This is a genomic window from Mycobacterium sp., from assembly GCF_046330795.1.
Classification (GTDB): Bacteria; Actinomycetota; Actinomycetes; order Mycobacteriales; family Mycobacteriaceae; genus Mycobacterium.
In genome coordinates this window covers 26350-42333 of record NZ_JAXLSA010000008.1, presented here as the reverse complement: position 1 = coordinate 42333, position 15984 = coordinate 26350, and the positions used below count along the sequence as shown (strand labels likewise).

The 15984-nt window shown below is 67.3% G+C and carries 15 protein-coding genes; 7 read left to right on the top strand and 8 right to left on the bottom strand.

Features of this window, described 5'->3' with window-relative positions; translation table 11 throughout:
* Positions 1 to 138: 138 nt before the first annotated feature.
* Positions 139 to 729: a hypothetical protein gene (locus tag U0R18_RS19850; protein WP_526371651.1), complete on the bottom strand. Its 591-nt coding sequence runs from the start codon at positions 727 to 729 to the stop codon at positions 139 to 141.
* Between the two features lie 31 nt (positions 730 to 760).
* A complete protein-coding gene (locus tag U0R18_RS19845; RefSeq protein WP_526371649.1) occupies positions 761 to 2041 on the bottom strand; it encodes an acyl-CoA dehydrogenase family protein in 1281 nt (426 codons plus the stop codon).
* A 48-nt stretch (positions 2042 to 2089) separates the two neighbouring features.
* Here U0R18_RS19845 and U0R18_RS19840 point away from each other — a divergent pair, with 48 nt between their 5' ends.
* Positions 2090 to 3676: an MFS transporter gene (locus U0R18_RS19840; RefSeq protein ID WP_526371647.1), complete on the top strand. Its 1587-nt coding sequence runs from the start codon at positions 2090 to 2092 to the stop codon at positions 3674 to 3676.
* An 88-nt stretch (positions 3677 to 3764) separates the two neighbouring features.
* On the opposite strand, the gene U0R18_RS19835 is transcribed toward U0R18_RS19840, so the two are convergent.
* A complete protein-coding gene (locus tag U0R18_RS19835) occupies positions 3765 to 5273 on the bottom strand; it encodes a hypothetical protein (RefSeq protein WP_526371645.1) in 1509 nt (502 codons plus the stop codon).
* A 164-nt stretch (positions 5274 to 5437) separates the two neighbouring features.
* On the opposite strand from U0R18_RS19835, the gene U0R18_RS19830 reads away from it, so the two are divergent.
* Entirely contained in the window at positions 5438 to 5881 is a 444-nt protein-coding gene (locus U0R18_RS19830; protein WP_526371643.1) for a hypothetical protein, read from the top strand.
* A 162-nt stretch (positions 5882 to 6043) separates the two neighbouring features.
* Here the strand turns inward: U0R18_RS19830 and U0R18_RS19825 are convergent, their stop codons facing one another.
* Complete coding sequence (locus U0R18_RS19825; protein ID WP_526371830.1) at positions 6044 to 7246, bottom strand: S1C family serine protease; 1203 nt, start codon at positions 7244 to 7246, stop codon at positions 6044 to 6046.
* 456 nt (positions 7247 to 7702) lie between these two features.
* Here U0R18_RS19825 and U0R18_RS19820 point away from each other — a divergent pair, with 456 nt between their 5' ends.
* Positions 7703 to 9286, top strand: coding sequence for a peptide chain release factor 3 (locus U0R18_RS19820; RefSeq protein ID WP_526371641.1), 1584 nt, complete (start codon positions 7703 to 7705; stop codon positions 9284 to 9286).
* On the opposite strand, the gene U0R18_RS19815 is transcribed toward U0R18_RS19820, so the two are convergent.
* Positions 9287 to 10936 (bottom strand): class I adenylate-forming enzyme family protein, encoded by a 1650-nt coding sequence (locus U0R18_RS19815; RefSeq protein WP_526371639.1) that lies wholly within the window; start codon positions 10934 to 10936, stop codon positions 9287 to 9289.
* Between the two features lie 137 nt (positions 10937 to 11073).
* On the opposite strand from U0R18_RS19815, the gene U0R18_RS19810 reads away from it, so the two are divergent.
* The 3 genes from U0R18_RS19810 to U0R18_RS19800 are packed head-to-tail and all read left to right on the top strand — an operon-like array spanning position 11074 to position 12681.
* Positions 11074 to 11280 carry a CopG family transcriptional regulator gene (locus U0R18_RS19810; RefSeq protein WP_526371637.1) on the top strand — a complete coding sequence of 69 codons (207 nt, stop codon included), beginning with the start codon at positions 11074 to 11076 and terminating at the stop codon, positions 11278 to 11280.
* Positions 11277 to 11660, top strand: coding sequence for a type II toxin-antitoxin system death-on-curing family toxin (locus U0R18_RS19805; RefSeq protein ID WP_526371635.1), 384 nt, complete (start codon positions 11277 to 11279; stop codon positions 11658 to 11660). The genes U0R18_RS19810 and U0R18_RS19805 overlap by 4 nt, the downstream gene beginning before the upstream one ends.
* Before the next feature lie 52 nt (positions 11661 to 11712).
* The gene (locus tag U0R18_RS19800) at positions 11713 to 12681 is read left to right on the top strand and encodes an aldo/keto reductase (protein ID WP_526371633.1); all 969 of its coding nucleotides are present in this window, start codon (positions 11713 to 11715) and stop codon (positions 12679 to 12681) included.
* 3 nt (positions 12682 to 12684) lie between these two features.
* On the opposite strand, the gene U0R18_RS19795 is transcribed toward U0R18_RS19800, so the two are convergent.
* From U0R18_RS19795 to U0R18_RS19785, 3 genes are all read right to left on the bottom strand, one after another.
* A complete protein-coding gene (locus tag U0R18_RS19795; RefSeq protein WP_526371631.1) occupies positions 12685 to 13068 on the bottom strand; it encodes a type II toxin-antitoxin system VapC family toxin in 384 nt (127 codons plus the stop codon).
* Positions 13065 to 13280, bottom strand: coding sequence for an antitoxin (locus U0R18_RS19790; RefSeq protein ID WP_526371629.1), 216 nt, complete (start codon positions 13278 to 13280; stop codon positions 13065 to 13067). The genes U0R18_RS19795 and U0R18_RS19790 overlap by 4 nt, the downstream gene beginning before the upstream one ends.
* A 115-nt stretch (positions 13281 to 13395) precedes the next feature.
* Positions 13396 to 15051 carry a ribonuclease H-like domain-containing protein gene (locus tag U0R18_RS19785; protein WP_526371627.1) on the bottom strand — a complete coding sequence of 552 codons (1656 nt, stop codon included), beginning with the start codon at positions 15049 to 15051 and terminating at the stop codon, positions 13396 to 13398.
* Between the two features lie 397 nt (positions 15052 to 15448).
* Between U0R18_RS19785 and U0R18_RS19780 the strand changes: the two genes are divergently transcribed.
* Positions 15449 to 15955 (top strand): peptidoglycan recognition protein family protein, encoded by a 507-nt coding sequence (locus U0R18_RS19780; protein WP_526371625.1) that lies wholly within the window; start codon positions 15449 to 15451, stop codon positions 15953 to 15955.
* Positions 15956 to 15984: the final 29 nt, after the last annotated feature.

Here is a 15984-nt window from a genome sequence, read left to right as displayed (position 1 = left end):
CCTCGGGGGTGGGGACCAAAGCCCCTTCCCGGTGGTTGCGTGGTTCGGCGATCGTTGACACGCAAGTGGCCCCCGAGGGTGGGCTTCGGGGGCCACCTTCTTCATCCGCCGTCTCTACGCCGGCGCCCGGCCGAGAGGTCAGGCCCCGTTGCAGACGCCCGAATACCGGATGACGTTGCCGTACACCTCGGCCGTCACGATGTTGGCGTGGATCTGGCCGGACGGCAGCTTGCGCTTGACCTTGTCGCTGATCTGGGTCAGCTGATACCAGAGGTGGAAGATCGAGTCGCCGTTGTACAGCGGCGAGTACTCGCTCTGGTCCGGGTAGTTGGTGATGTACAGCGTGTGCGCACGCGGATCCAGGAACGCCGCGGACTGGTCGAGGTTGGCGGCCAGGACATCGGCGGCCGCCTGCACGCCGGGCGCGCTCCACACGTCATGCGCGGCGTCCAGCGCGTCGCGGAAGCCTTTGGCCTGGTTGATCAGCGTGTCGTACTGCGCATTGAACCACTGGCAGGAGTCCCGCTGAGCGGTCAGCATCTCGGGCGTCACCCGGTTCTGCCACAGGTTGTACGGGAAGGTGACGTAGTCCGGATGCCAGTCGGACGGGTACGGCGTGAACACCGGCAGCGATGGCGCGGCGTCGGCGTGAGCTGGTGCGGCTGAGTTGACGAAAGCGCCGGCCGCGAGGAGAAGGGCCCCCGCGAGGACCCGGTTTCGGATCGACATGCCTCGATTGTGGCAAACGAGCGCCGCCGAGCTACCCCCTTCGGGCGAAGTGCTCCCGGTACGCCTCGGCGGCGGCCGCCAGTTCGGGCCGTGCGTCGAGCACCGGCGCCATCCGGGCGGCGGCCTGTTCACGCTTGTAGGGGAGGAATTCGGTCGGGAAGTCGCCGGGATGCGGCCGGTAGTCGCGCAGCACCCGGCGCGCGACGGTGGCGATGTGCACCTCGTCGACCCCGTCGGCGATTCCCATGGTGGGCGCCGCGGCGTACATCGCCTGGATCGGTGTCAGGTCGGTGGTGCCCAGCGAGCCCAGGACGTGCAGCGCGTCGAACGACACCTCGCGCAGCACCCGGGCCATGGTGAACTTGACGGCGGCGATCTCGGTGCGGGCCTCCTGCGTGGAGGTGTTGTCGATCTTCCAGGCCGTCTCGAGCACGAACAGCCGCAGCATCTTGATCTTCGCGTAGGACTCGGCGATCTTCTCCTGCACCATCTGGTGCTCGCTGATCACCTTGCCGTGCGAGTGGCGGCTGAGCGCGCGTTCGCACATCATGTCCAGGGCCAGGTTGCACTGCGCGATGGTGCGCATCGCATGGTGGATGCGGCCGCCGCCGAGTCGCCTCTGCGCCAACACCTTTGCCCCGTCCTCGGGACCGAGCAGATGGTCGTCGGGCACCCGGACGTCCCGGTAGACGATGTGGTTGTGGTTGCGCGGTTCGGGCATGATCTCGACTCCCGGCGTCTTGCGCGGCACCACGAACATGCCGTTGGTGCACATGACGAACAGGATGTCGGCCACCCGGCCGGCCGAGGTGAACCACTTCTCGCCGTTGATGATCCAGTCGGCGCCGTCGCGCACGGCGTGCGTCTTGAACAGGCTGGGGTCGCTGCCGCCCTGCGGCTCGGTCATCGAGTACGCCGAGAACATGTCCTGGTTGAGCAGCGGGACCAGCCAGCGCTGCTTCTGCTCCTCGGTGCCGTAGGCCGCCAGCATCTCCATGTTGCCGGTGTCGGGCGCCGACGCGCCGAACATGTGCGGGGCCCCCGCGTAGCGGCCGATGATCTCGTTGAGCAGTCCGAGCTTCAGCTGCCCGAAGCCGGGCCCGCCGAGTTCGGCGTCGAGGAAGATCGCCCACAGCCCCTGGTCCTTGACCTCCTGCTGTAGTTCGCGGACATAGGTCTTCACCGCCGGGATCGGTGAACGCACGGCGTGCGGGAAGATGTGGTCCAGCGGCTCGATCTTCTCTTCGCAGAACCGCGCGACCCAGTCGAGCTTCTCCTGGAACTCCGGTTCGGTGCTGAAATCCCACGCCATGGGTCCTGTGTAGCAGTCGGGGCGTACCCGGGTGACTACATTGGGCAGGTGACCGAGGCCGGCTCGACGTGGGCGCCCCTGCGCTCGCCGATCTACCGTGCACTGTGGATCGCCCAGCTGGTCTCCAACCTGGGCACGTGGATGCAGACCGTCGGCGCGCAGTGGATGCTGGTGGGCGATCCGCGCGCGGCCGTGCTGGTTCCGTTGGTTCAGACGGCGACGACGCTGCCGGTGATGCTGCTGGCGTTGCCGTCGGGCGTGCTGGCCGATCTGGTTGACCGGCGCCGCCTGTTGATCGCCACGCAGGCCGCCATGGCCGCCGGCGTCGGCGTGCTGGCGTCGCTGACCGGGTCCGGCCTGGCCACCCCGGCGGTGTTGTTGACGCTGCTGTTCCTGATCGGCTGCGGGCAGGCACTCACCGGCCCGGCATGGCAGGCGATCCAGCCGGAACTCGTTCCCCGCGAACAGATTCCGGCCGCCGCGGCGCTCGGGAGCATCAGCATGAACGGCGCACGGGCGATCGGTCCCGCGATCGCCGGGGCGCTGGTGTCGCTGTCGGGGCCGACGCTGGTGTTCGCGCTGAACGCCGTGTCGTTCGTCGGTATCGTCGTGGTGCTGATCATGTGGCGACGTCCCGCCGTCGAGCGGCAGTTGCCCGCCGAGCGGCCGCTGGCCGCACTGAGCGCCGGCGGGCGGTTCATCCGCAGTGCGCCGGTCATCCGCCGGATCCTGTTGCGCGCGGTGCTGTTCATCGCGCCGGGCAGCGCACTATGGGGTCTGCTCGCCGTGATCGCGAAAGACCAACTGGGACAATCGTCGTCCGGCTACGGCCTGATGCTGGGGGCGCTCGGCGCCGGGGCGGTCCTGGGCGCGGTGGTGCTCGACCCGCTGCGCCGGGTGTTCGGCCAGAATGGGTTGTTGATCGTGGCGGCGCTCGGGTTCGCCGCGGCGACAACGGTATTGGCACTGGTCCACCAGGTGGGCGTGGTGCTCGTGGCGCTGGTGGTCGGCGGCATGGCGTGGTTGGCGACGCTGGCGACGATGAACGCCTCGATGCAGCTGAGCCTGCCCGCGTGGGTACGGGCCCGCGGCCTGTCGGTCTACCAATTGGTGTTCATGGGCGGGCAGGCCATCGGCTCGCTGCTGTGGGGGCTGCTGGCCGGCGCGACCAGCAGCGTCACCGCACTACTGGTCAGCGCGGGACTGCTGGTGTTCTGCGCGCTGTCGGCGTGGTGGTGGCCGTTGCACGCACGGACCGCCGATCTGGATCTGACGCCGTCGGCGCACTGGCCCGAGCCGGCCCTGGTGTTCGAGCCCGAGCCGCCAGACGGCCCGGTGCTGGTGCTGACCCGCTACCGGGTGGAGCCGCACAACGAGGAGGAGTTCTTCGCGGCGATGGCGCGGCTGGGCCGGTCCCGGCAGCGCTCGGGCGCGTCGCAGTGGCGGGTGTTCCGCAACATCGAGAAGGACTACACGTTCGTCGAGGCGTTCATCGTGCGGTCCTGGGGCGAGCATCTGCACCAGCATCACACCCGCTTGACCGGGCAGGACCTGATCATCGAGCAGGCGGTGGAGCGCTTCACCGACGGGCCGCCGACGTCCCAGCACCTGATCGCCGTGAACCCCGAGGACTGATTTCCCGATCTATTCTGCGCCCTGTGCGGCGGTTACTCGCACTTCGTCGCAGCCAGCGCGGAACAGATCAGGAGATTGGTCCTCGGGATCATGCGGCTGCTGAGCCAGCACTGTCGCCGGTGTCGGTGTGCGACGCCGCCGGGGCTTGGGTGTCGGGCTTGGGGTCCGGCTTCGCGTCTGGTTCGGGATCCGACTTCTCGGTGTCCGATTTCTCGGTGTCGGGCTTTTCTGTCGGCTCGTCGGCCGACGGGGCGTCGCTGTCCCCCGCATCGGTCTTGTCCTCGTCCGCCGTGGCTGTCCTCGAGTCGGTCTCGTCGGGCGTGCTCTCGGGTTCGGCGGCGACCGGTGTGCTGGACGGTTCCGTCGTTGGTTCCGACGTCTGCTCGACCGGGGTCTTCGTCGGCTCGGCAGTCGGCTCGGGCGTTTCGGTCTTGTCGCTCGAGGCCGTCGGCTTCTTCTCCGTCGCGTCGCCGGTGACCTCCGGCTCGGCCGCGGGCGTATCCACCGAAAGCGCCGACGCGACAACCGATTTCTTCTCGACAGCCGCATCGGCGGTCAGCATGTTCGGCTTGGTGTAGCCGATTCCGAAGAGGTTCTCGAGCTGGGCGGCACCCCAGTCCAGCAGCGCCTGCACGGCCTGACCGATCCGCCCGCCGATCGAGTTCCAGGTGGTGACGGCGGCGTTGACGGTCGCGTTGAGGATGCCGACGTTGACGGTGTCGAACACCCACTGATTGCCGGCGTTGATCATGTCGTGGGCGAACCCGGTCAGCGCGTCGCCCTCGCCGGCGATGAGCTTCCAGCCCTCCTGGATCTGGAAGTTGATCACCGGCACGAACGGGATGAACGAGATCGCATTCAGCGCGTTGCCCACGGCGTCGACGCCGGTGCCGATGCCGCCCTTGATCGGTTCCCAGATGTTCCAGATCCCGTTCGATACGTCGGCCAGCAGTTGCGATGCCCCGGCCACGATGTTGCCGAGCCCACCCTCGGGCAGATCGGCCCACGGTGGACGCGGGATGGGGATCGGCACGGGCGGCAGCGGCACCCAGGCGCCGACCTCGTCGATGCCGAGCCACACCAGGGCCAAACCGGCGTCGACGACCCAGTCGGCGACGTTCTTCAGGGCACTGCCGTCACCGCGCATCCAGTCGGTGGTGTTGAACACGCCACTGTTGATCAGCGATTCGACGAAGTTGTAGACCACCATGATCTGGTTGGAGAAGATCCCGACCCACGGGATCCAAGCCACCACCGCGGCGGCGACCTCGAATCCGTAGCGCACCCACGGTTCGACGGTGTTGTAGAGGTTGTCGATTGCATCGGCCACTCCGTCCACCGGGGTGTTCGGTGTGGGGTTCAGCGCGTTGGCAACCGTGAGCACCTGCTCCTCGGTCAGCGCGGAGACGGCGGCGACGAGCTTGGGCGGCATCACCAGTTCGGTGCCGGCCCGCAGGTCCACCTGGGTGGAGACGATCCGCTCGGGGTGCGTCAGCACACTGGCGGCCTGTGGTGCGGCGGTGGCGGTGAAGGTGAGCGCGCCTGCACACAGGGCGGCAACGCCAGCGGTCAGTGCGGGGCGGATCGACGCGGCCACGTGTTCCCCTGTTCGTCGACGACGGCGGTCCTTCGAACCCTAGGGAAGTCCAGTTTGCCGAGCCATCCCCCACACCGGGGGAAATTCGGTGCGATACCTGCCACGACGGCCGGATCGCGAATATTTGCCGGTAGCGTGAGCACCGTCGAGTGAAGGGGTACAGCGTGGTCGGCATTGGCGCATTGGCAACGGGCGCCGCGCCCATCCTCGGTGGTGTGCTGCTGGCGATGGCCGGGGGCCAACTCATGGGCGGCACGAATTTCCGCGGTGGCATCAAGGACGATCTGGAGTTGCTCGCGCTGCTACCGGAGGACCAGGTCACCCAGCGGGAGGCATTGCGCGCCAGCATCGTCGACCGCGTCGACGAACTCCTGGTTGCCGACGAGAAGCGCCGCAACCTGCGCGCGGCGGCGGTCAGCTATCAGGGCAACTGGCGCGACATCGTGCTGTTCGTGTGCGTCGTGCTGTTCAGCATCGTGTGGTGGGACGTCGACCACGCCCGCTCGTCATGGTTGCCGACGTTCGTGATCCTGATCGTCGCCGCGGTGGTCACCGGGATCTACGCCGCGCGCGGCATGCGGCTGCTGGTGACGCGCCGCCGGAAGTAACGCTTCGAGATCTGTTCAGCGCTCTGTGCGACGGTCACTCGCACTTCGTCGCAGCCAGCGCAGAACAGATCCAGGAGTGGCCTCGCCGAAAATGACCTCAGGGTCGTGGATCTCCGGAACCCGGAGTGAATCCACGACCCTGAGGTCGATCTGGTTCGAGCGTCAGGACTGCATCTGGCCCAGCGTGACCTGGACGGTCTGCGAGTTGCCCGAGGCGTCCTGGTAGGTCACCGCGACGTTGTCCCCCGGCGATTTGGACCGCACGGCGGCCACCAAGGCCTCCGGGCCGTCGATCACCAGATCGTCGATCTTGGTGATGGTGGCACCGCTGGGCAGACCGGCCGCCGCGGCGGGGCCACCGTCGGCTACCCCGGCGATGGTGGCGCCGGTGCCGCTCTGGTCGTTGCTCAGCTTCACGCCCAGCGAGGCGTGCTGCACCGTGCCGGTGGACACCAACTGGTCGGCGATCTTCTTGGCCTGATCGACCGGAATCGCGAAGCCCAGGCCGATCGAGCCGGCCTGGCCGCCGCCGGAACCGTCGCCGCCGCCGAGGGAGGCGATGGCCGAGTTCACGCCGATGAGCTTGCCGTCCATGTCGACCAGCGCGCCGCCGGAGTTACCCGGGTTGATGGCGGCGTCGGTCTGGATCGCGTTCATCACCGAGTGCTGTCCGGTGGACTCGTCGCCGGTGGTCACCGGTCGGTTCAGCGAGCTGATGATGCCCGTGGTGACGGTGCCCTGCAGGCCCAGGGGCGATCCGATGGCGACGACGTTCTCACCGACCTGCAGGTCCTTGGACGATCCGATCTCGATGGGCGTCAGGCCCGAAACCCCTTGTGCGCGAATGACGGCGATGTCATCGGCCGGGTCGGCGCCGACGACCTCGAACGGCACGGTCCTGCCGTCGGAGAATGTCACGGTGGCCGTTGGGGCGGCGCCGGTCTGGCCGAATCCGCTGGGCGCCCGACCACCGGGCATCAGCCCGCCGAAGGGACCGCTCTGGTCCTCGGAGCCCTGATCGGCGGCGGTTGCGTTGGCGGCCGCGACGACGTGGTTGTTGGTCAGGATCAGGCCGTCGGCGCTGAGCACGATGCCCGAGCCCTCTTCGCCCTGCTGACCCTGCTTGATCTGGATCTTCACGACGCTGGGCAGCACCTTGGCCGACACCTGCGCGACGCTGCCGGCGGGCGCGGCGGCCTTGGGGGCAGCCGGCGCGGCCTGCGGGATCTGGGCCTGCGCCTGGTGCGGAACCGCCACCGGTGCACTGGCCGAGGTGGGCGTGGGCGTCGGCGCCGAGTGCTGGGTCAGCACCAGGGTGCCGACGACACCGGCGGTGGTGGCGACGGCCGCGACCCCGGCGATCAGCGGCGCGGTGCGAGAACGCTTGCGCTGCGGCTGATTTGGCTCCACGACGGGCATCCGAACAGTCTGCTGATAGGACTGCTGGGGATACCAGTACTGCGGATACTGTTGTCCTGATTGATAATTGCGGGCCGACCACTGGTCGTCGTACTGGGTCGATTGCTGCGGCGGATGTCCGAATCGATCCGTCATGATCTGCGTTGCTCCCCTTTAGGCGTTAGCGTTGTCCTCTGAAGGATGCCGGGCACGGCTGAGCGGTTGCTGAGAAGTTCACTTGCGCAGGCCAAGACTTTGATGACGATTCGAATTCGTTTGCGGGCTACGTCACACTCACATCTCCATCTGTTCAGCAGTGGCTGCGACAAAGTGCGAGTAGACATCGCACAGGCTGCTGAACAGATCGGTGTTTGGTCGCCGATTATCGGTTTGCCCGCCCGCGCCAATACGATCTCCTGCGACATGTCTGACACCCAACTGGCCGCCGAGGCCCAGCGCCGCCGCACGTTCGCCGTCATCAGCCACCCCGACGCCGGTAAGTCGACGCTGACCGAGGCGTTGGCGCTGCACGCCCGCGCGATCACCGAGGCGGGCGCGATCCACGGCAAGGCCGGCCGGCGCTCCACCGTGTCGGACTGGATGGAGATGGAGAAGGCCCGCGGCATCTCGATCACCTCGACCGCGCTGCAGTTCCCGTATCGCGACTGTGTGATCAACCTGCTCGACACCCCCGGCCACGCCGACTTCTCCGAGGACACCTACCGGGTGCTCACGGCCGTGGATTGCGCGGTCATGCTGATCGACGCGGCCAAGGGTCTCGAGCCGCAGACGCTGAAGCTGTTCCAGGTGTGCAAGCACCGCGGGATCCCGATCATCACGGTGATCAACAAGTGGGACCGCCCGGGCCGGCACGCGCTCGAGCTGATGGACGAGATCCACGAGCGGATCGGTCTGCGCACCACTCCCCTGACCTGGCCGGTCGGAAACGCCGGCGATTTCCAGGGCGTGCTCGACCGCCGCTCCGGGGAGTTCATCCGGTTCACCCGGACCGCGGGCGGGGCGACGGCCGCTCCCGAGGAGCACATCGCGGCGGCCGACGCGGTGGCAGCGGCCGGGGTCGACTGGGAGACCGCGGTCGAGGAATCCGAACTGCTGTCCGCCGACGGCTCCGACTACGACCGCGACTCGTTCCTGTCCGGCAAGAGTTCCCCGGTGCTGTTCACCTCGGCCGCACTGAATTTCGGGGTGAACCAGCTGCTCGACGTGCTGGTGTCGCTGGCACCGCCGCCCGGTGGCGCGGTGGACGTCGACGGCTCTCGGCGCCCCGTCGAATCCCCATTCAGCGCTTTCGTTTTCAAGGTCCAGGCCGGGATGGACTCGTCGCACCGGGACCGGATCGCCTATGCGCGTGTCGTTTCCGGCACTTTCGAGCGTGGCGATGTGCTGACCCACGCCGCCACCGGCAAGCCGTTCGTCACCAAGTACGCGCAGTCGGTGTTCGGCCAGCAGCGCTCCACGCTGGACGACGCCTGGCCCGGTGACGTGATCGGTCTGGCCAACGCGGCCGCCCTGCGACCCGGCGACACGCTGTATCGCGATGTGCCCGTGGCGTTTCCGCCGATCCCCAGCTTCTCCCCCGAGCACTTCGCGATCGCCCGCAACGTTGATCCCAGCAAGCACAAGCAGTTCCGCAAGGGCATCGAACAGCTGGATCAGGAGGGTGTCGTGCAGGTGCTGCGCTCGGACAAGCGCGGTGAGCAGGCCCCGGTACTGGCGGCCGTCGGACCCATGCAGTTCGAGGTGGCCACCCACCGGATGGCGGCCGAGATCGGCGCGGCTATTTCGTTGGAGTCACTGCCCTATCAGGTGGCGCGGATCGTCGACCCCGAGGACGCCGACTTCGTCAACCGGCAGGTGTCGGCGGAAGTGCTGACCCGCACGGACGGGGTGATGCTGGTGCTGTTCTCCACGCCGTGGCGGCTCGAGGGCTTCCAGCGCGACAACCCGTCGATCACCTTGCGGAGCCTGGTCGCCGCCGAGGGGTAGTTACTTGTCGACGTCCATTTCGACCAGTACCCGGCGCAGGAGCTTGCCGGTGGCGTTGCGCGGCAGTTCGTCGATGAACACCACGTCGCGCGGCACCTTGTGCCGGGCCAGGTTCTCCTTGACGTAGAGCTTGATCTCGTCGCCGTCGGGGCTGGCGCCCGCCTCGGCAACGACGAAGGCGCGCAAGCGTTTTCCCCACTCGACATCGTCGACGCCGACGACGGCCACCTCGGCGATGTCGTCGCGTTCCTCGAGCAGGTTCTCGACCTCCTGCGGGAAGACGTTCTCCCCGCCAGAGACGATCATGTCGTCGTCGCGGCCGTCGACGAAAAGCAGACCGTCGGAGTCGAAGTGGCCCATGTCGCCGCTGGACATGTAGCCGTCGATGATCTGCTTGGTGCGGCCGTCGGTGTAACCGGCAAACGGTGCGCCGTTGCGCACGAAGATCCGGCCGCGCTTGTTGCGGCCCTTGACGCGCTGGTCGTTGTCGTCGTAGAGGACCACCTCGCAGGTGACCGGTGCGCGGCCGGCGGTGCCCGGCGCCTTGCGCAGTTCGGCCGGGGTGGCGATGGTGGCGATGGCGCATTCCGTGGAGCCGTACATGTTGTAGAGCACGTCGCCGAAGGCGTCCTGCGCCTTGTTGGACAGCTCGGGGCTCAACGCGGATCCGGCGATCAGGATGACCTTCAGCGAGGATGTGTCGTACTTGCCGTGGATCTCGGGACCCAGTTCGACCATGCGGTGCAACATCGTTGGGACGGCGACCAGCATGTCGGCCTTGTGGTCGGCGATCATCTTCAGCGTGTTCTCGGCGTTGAACCGCCGGCCGGTGACCACCTTGTTGCCCAGGGCGGCGCCGGCCAGATAGGTGGCCCAGCCGGTGCTGTGGAAGATCGGCGAGACGATGACCATTGTTCCCTTGCGCGGGAACGGAACCCGGTCGGCCAGCTGCGCCGAGGCGAACGGCGACACGGTGTCGCGCGGGGCGCCCTTGGGCAGGCCGGTGGTGCCGCTGGTGAGGATGACCGATCCGCCGGGCTTGCTCGGCGGCGGGACCGGCTCGGTCGAGTTGGCAGCGACCATCTCGTCGAGGGTCTGCGCGCCCTCGGGCAGTTCGGCGCCCTCGTCGACCCAGGTGATGATGCGGGGCAGTTCGGGGGGCAGGGCATCGAGCAGGCCGAGGAACTCGCTGTCGTGCATCACGACCTTGACGCCCTCGCGCTTGCAGACCTCGGCGAACTGCGGCTTGGCGAAGCCGGTATTCATCAGCACCAGCCGGGCGCCCAGCTTGCCGCAGCCGGCCATGGCGATGATCAGCCCGCGGTGGTCGCGGCACAGCAGTCCGACGACGGAGCCTTCGGTGACGTCCAACTTCTGCAGGGCGTGGGCTAGCGCCCAGGACATGTCGTCGACCTGCTTGTAGGTCAGCGTGCCGCGCTCGTCGACGACGGCCGGCAGGTCGGGGAACCGCTTGCCGCCCTGGATGGCCATGGTGGCCTGCGGGCCGTAGGTGGCGGCCAGCTTGGCGGTCTGGACGGTGGCGCCGAGATCCAGCGGTTCGATGAACCCCCGGGCAACCAGGCGCGTGACGGCATGACCGTTCTCGACGACCTGGGTCAGTTTCTGGCGAATTCCGCCGATGACGCTCATGATCCTGTCCCCTCGCTCGATCTCCCAGCAGTCTGCACATTTCGCGGCCCGCCCCGCGGAACATTAGAACAATCAGCCGCCACGCTGGACGCGCACCCATCGACTCTCGTGGTATCACTCCGGTATCATTCAGCGGTATGGGGATGACCTTGCGCACGAGCGATACGCAGACCGAGGCGTTACGCCAGCAAGCTGCGGCGGAAGGCCGCTCCATGCAGGCGGTGGCGCTGTCGGCCATTGACGAGTACATCGCCCGGCGGGCGCACACGTCGAGGGTCGATGCGGCGCTCACACGCGTGCTGTCCGAGGAGGCCGAGGTACTCGAACGCCTCAAGGACGCATGACCGAGTATCTCGAACTGGATGATCTGCTCGAGATCGCTCGGCGCGCCGTCGGCGACGACGTTGTGGTGCGGGACTACGGACTGCTCGAATCAGCCCTCGCCCGACCGCGTGCGTCTGTTTTCGGTGAAGATGCGTACTCGGATGTCCATCTCAAAGCTGCCGCACTGTTGCACTCACTGACGCGCAATCACGCTTTGGTAGATGGCAACAAGAGACTCGGGTGGACAGCGTGCAGAACGTTCCTGGCCATCAATGCCGAGTGGATCAACGCCTCGGCGGACGAGCGCTTCGACTTCGTCATCCGCGTCGCCAGAGGCGCCGAGGCTGAAGTCGAGGGGATCGCCGCGCAATTACGGGCCTGGAGTCACGGCCACGATTGATCCACCGCTCAGCCAGATGGTGAGAGCGGCCGCGATCAGTACGGTGGAACTCATGAAATTCCTGGACGTTGACGGACTCGGGCAGGTCAGCCGGATCGGTCTGGGCACCTGGCAGTTCGGTTCGCCCGAGTGGGGGTACGGGGACGGCTATGCCGCCGGACCGGCTCGCGACATTGTCGCCCGGGCCCGTGCACTGGGTGTCACGCTGTTCGATACGGCCGAGGTCTACGGATTCGGGAAGAGTGAGCGCATCCTCGGCGAGGCGCTCGGCGACGCTCGCGCCGACGTCGTGGTGGCCAGCAAGATCTTCCCGGTGGCGCCGTTCCCGGCGGTGATCAAGCAACGCGAGGCCGCCAGCGCGCGGCGGCTCGGCCTGGACCGCATCCCGCTCTATCAGATCCACCAGCCCAACCCGGTGGTGCCCGATTCGGTGATCATGCCCGGGATGCGCGACCTGCTCGACAAGGGTCGCATCGGCGCGGCCGGGGTGTCGAACTACTCGCTGGACCGTTGGCGCAAGGCCGACGCGGCGCTGGGTCGGCCAGTGATCAGCAATCAGGTCCACTTCTCGCTGGCGCACTGCGCGCCACTCGAGGACATCGTGCCGTTCGCCGAGGCGAACAACCGGATGGTGATGGCCTACAGCCCGCTGGCCCAGGGACTGCTGGGCGGCAAGTACGGGGTGGACAACCGGCCCGGCGGGGTGCGCGCGACCAACCGGCTGTTCAGCACCGAGAACCTCCGGCGCATCGAACCGCTGCTGGACACCCTGCGCGACATCGCCGCCACCATGGGCGTCAAACCGGCACAGGTCGCCCTGGCCTGGCTGATCAGCCTGCCCGGCGTGGTCGCCATCCCCGGCGCCTCGAGTGTCGAGCAGCTCGAATTCAACGTCGCCGCAGCCGATCTCGAATTGGGCACCGAGAATCGTGATGCGCTGACGGCTGCCGCTCGGGCGTTCCGTCCGGTGTCGGTGGGGCGCAGTCTGGTGGACATGGCCAGGGAGCGCCTCGGACGATGAGGTTCATCGCGGTACGACGGTGATGGCACATCGAGGTCCGTTGGCGCCGGACAACCGCGCATCCGCGGTCACCAGCGCGCAGTCCAGGTTCTCGGCAAGGGCGACGTACATCGCGTCGTACGCCGTCACGGCGGCCCGAAGTTCCCAGACCCGTTCCAGCAGCGGCGTAGCTGCATAGCGGATGAGCCCGAGGCGCCGCCAGACGTCCAACGCCCTGTGCGCCTTCGCTGCTGTCAGAGCGCCGCCGGCGACGTGTCGGCGGAGCACACTGACCACCTCCGCGTCGACGAGGTGCGGTGCATGGATCGATTCGACCGCGAGGATGTGGCGCGCTTGGCCGTCGTTCAGGAGTGCCGAGACGGCCGCCGACGCGTCGATGACGATCATCGTCGGTCGGAATCCAACTGCTCGATGACGGCCGTGGCCGGGATGTCGAGATCAGGCAGCGTGGCGAGCAACGCGGCGTTGTCGACCCGACGCGTCGCGGCGTCGAGTTCGCGGATGGCGACGGCGGTTACCGACGTGCTGGCGGCGCGCGCCATCCGCTCGAGGCGCTCCATCACATCGTCGGGGACATTGCGTAGGTGCAGAGTTCGCATACGCGCAGCGTATTCTGATAGCTTGCGGATTGCTAGCAGATTGCTTGCACTACTAGCCGGCTTCATCGAGGTTCCGCTCCATCTCCCTGAGTACCTCTCTGCGGTAGATAGTGAGTTACGTGGGCCGCAACCCGTCGCGGATGGCGGCCTGGGCGGCGACGTCGGATTCGTTGTAGCGCAGGCACCAGTCACGGGCATCTTCTGCTTCGGGCCCATTGCCGCGTGCCTGATCGATCTTCAGCTGGGAGAGACGGCCGCCGGCGTCGTCGACGGCCCATCGGAAACCGAACAGCGGGGCGACGTTCTTGATCGACGGGGATTGCCGTGCAAAGAAATTGGTGTCGAACCACGTGTACAGGTCATAGGTGATCCCGTCGAGGACGGCTGCAACCGCCTCGAACTTGCGGGTTTTGCTGACCTCGACGTGGTGCCAGTGGAACACCAGCAGACTCTTGTTCTCCTGTCGCGCCGCATCTTTGAGCGCGTTCAGCCGGACGGCGAACGCGTCGGCCAGCGCCTCCTCGGCCCGTTCGTCGATCGCGTCGAAGGACACGATGGGCTCGTAGCGGGCGGTGCTGTCGTCCTGGCCCTCGCGGATGCGCAGCCCCCACTGGTAGATCCGGCCGTCGGTGTCCCACTCGATGTCGAAGTCAACCTCGATATCGGCGCTGGGCACCTCCGGCCATTCTGACTTCGGCTGAAAGTCGATACCCGCCAATGTCATTTGCGCGCGACGGATCGCATCCTCGAGCCGCTTGTCCGGCCGGGTGGTGCCGACGGAGTTCTCGCGGAAGCCGGCGATGACGGAATCGGCATCGGTATGAGCGAGGTCCTCGACCGTGAGCCGGCCGTCGCTGTAGAGGTACAGCCACTCCCGGACGTTGAGCTGGCCGGCCGCCAGCGCGAATGACGCGTCGTCGGGACCGACAACGTCGGCGCAGTAGTCGTACCATTCGCAGCCGTCGCAGTCGTTGGTGCGGAACGGCCTGACGAGTTCGCCTCCGGCGCGGGCGGTTTCGGCGACGGTGATGCGGAAGGCGAACTCGTGGTCGTAGCGCTCCAGCGGGGAACGGCGTTTACGATGCCCGGGTTCGGTGGCCGAGTAGGTCTCCTCCTTGATGGCAGCCAGGTCGTACCAGACGATGCCGAGTTCGTCGCCGAGCAGCGGGCTCAGATCCGAAATGCCGATGATGCCACCGATCAAAGGCGAGTGGTGCAGGCCGAGTTCCTGCAGCATCCGGGTGTAGTGCGCGAGTTGCATGGCGTCGTCGCGCCAATGGCCAGCGGCGTTGCTGTAGCCGCGGTAGGTGTGCCGGTCGTCGGGAGTGTTCAGCGACGAGACGTCGACCTGGGAGCGCGCAAGCGGGCTGTCCGGGTTGGCCGACGGACTGAGAGTCCGGTGGTTCTTGATGTCGACGGGCAGGTAACCGTCCCCGTGCCGGATGAGGGCGTCGGGCGCGCCGACCCGGCCGTTGACGTCGGGCAGACGGCCGCCGACGACGATCGGCACGCCGGCAGTCAGCGCCTCGAGGGTGAGGCGCTTCGTGGTGTCCCAGTCGCTGTCTTCCCCGAGGACGAGGAGGTCGGCGGATTCGGCGTAGCGGGCGACGAACTCGTCGACCACGGCGGTCTCGAATACCCGGCCCTCGTCGAATAGGGCTTGCAGCTCCGGGGATACCGGCGCGGGCGGTGGCGCCGTCGGCGAGTACTTGTTGTGGGTGATGCGGGCGCACTGCTTGGCCGGATATCCACCCAGCAGAATCCCCGTCATCACGCTCACCCCTTCCCTGGCAGGGCACGTTACGCCGGGGTACCGACAGCTCCGCCAAATCGCCGGCAACTCCCTCGCTCGCGAATTAGCATCGGTGACCACGCCGAGCGCGTGAAAGCACGGGGGGACTATGGATAACCCGCTGGGCACCGAACTGAATCGGCGTCAATTGATGGCCGTTGCGGGAAGTGCGGGGCTGGCATCATTTGTCGCCGCGTGTTCGGCGCAGCCGACGCCGCCCCTCGCTACCCAACAGAGTGCGACAAAGCTGGCCAGTACCTCGATCCCCGTCGCTCCCTCACCGCCAACTCCCGCGGTGTCCGGGGTGATGCTGTGCCGGCAGGCCTGGGGTGCTCGTCCGGCCCGTCCCGGAGGCCGACCGCACACGATCAGCCGAATGACCCTGCACCACTCGGCCGTCGCGCTGCCCGACAATCGCGGGATCGTCGCTCGACTCCAGCAGCACCAGCGATTCCATCAAGACACCAAGGGCTGGGTCGACATCGCCTATCACGCTGCCGTTGATCGCAACGGCAACATCTTCCAGCTTCGTGATACCGCCATCGCCGGCGATACGGCGACCACCTACGACACGACGGGCCACTTCCTGGTGCTGGCCGAGGGCAACTTCGACCAGGAGGCCGTGAGCGAAGCCCAGCTCAACGGAGTAGCGCTGGTATTCGCCTGGGCCACATCACAGTTCAGGATCACCGTCGACACGCTCGCGACCCACCGGGAAGTGGCTGCCGGCACGGACTGCCCCGGGCAGAATCTGCAGGCTCATGTTGATTCCGGCGATCTTGCGAACCGAATCGTCGGCGTCATCGCGCAGGGCTTCGAGCTGCAACCGATCTGCGGTCCGGCAGCCGATCAGCGTGTCGCCGCGATCGAGGCGAGCACGTGAGCCAACTTGTCGGTGCCCTGCTCTAACAT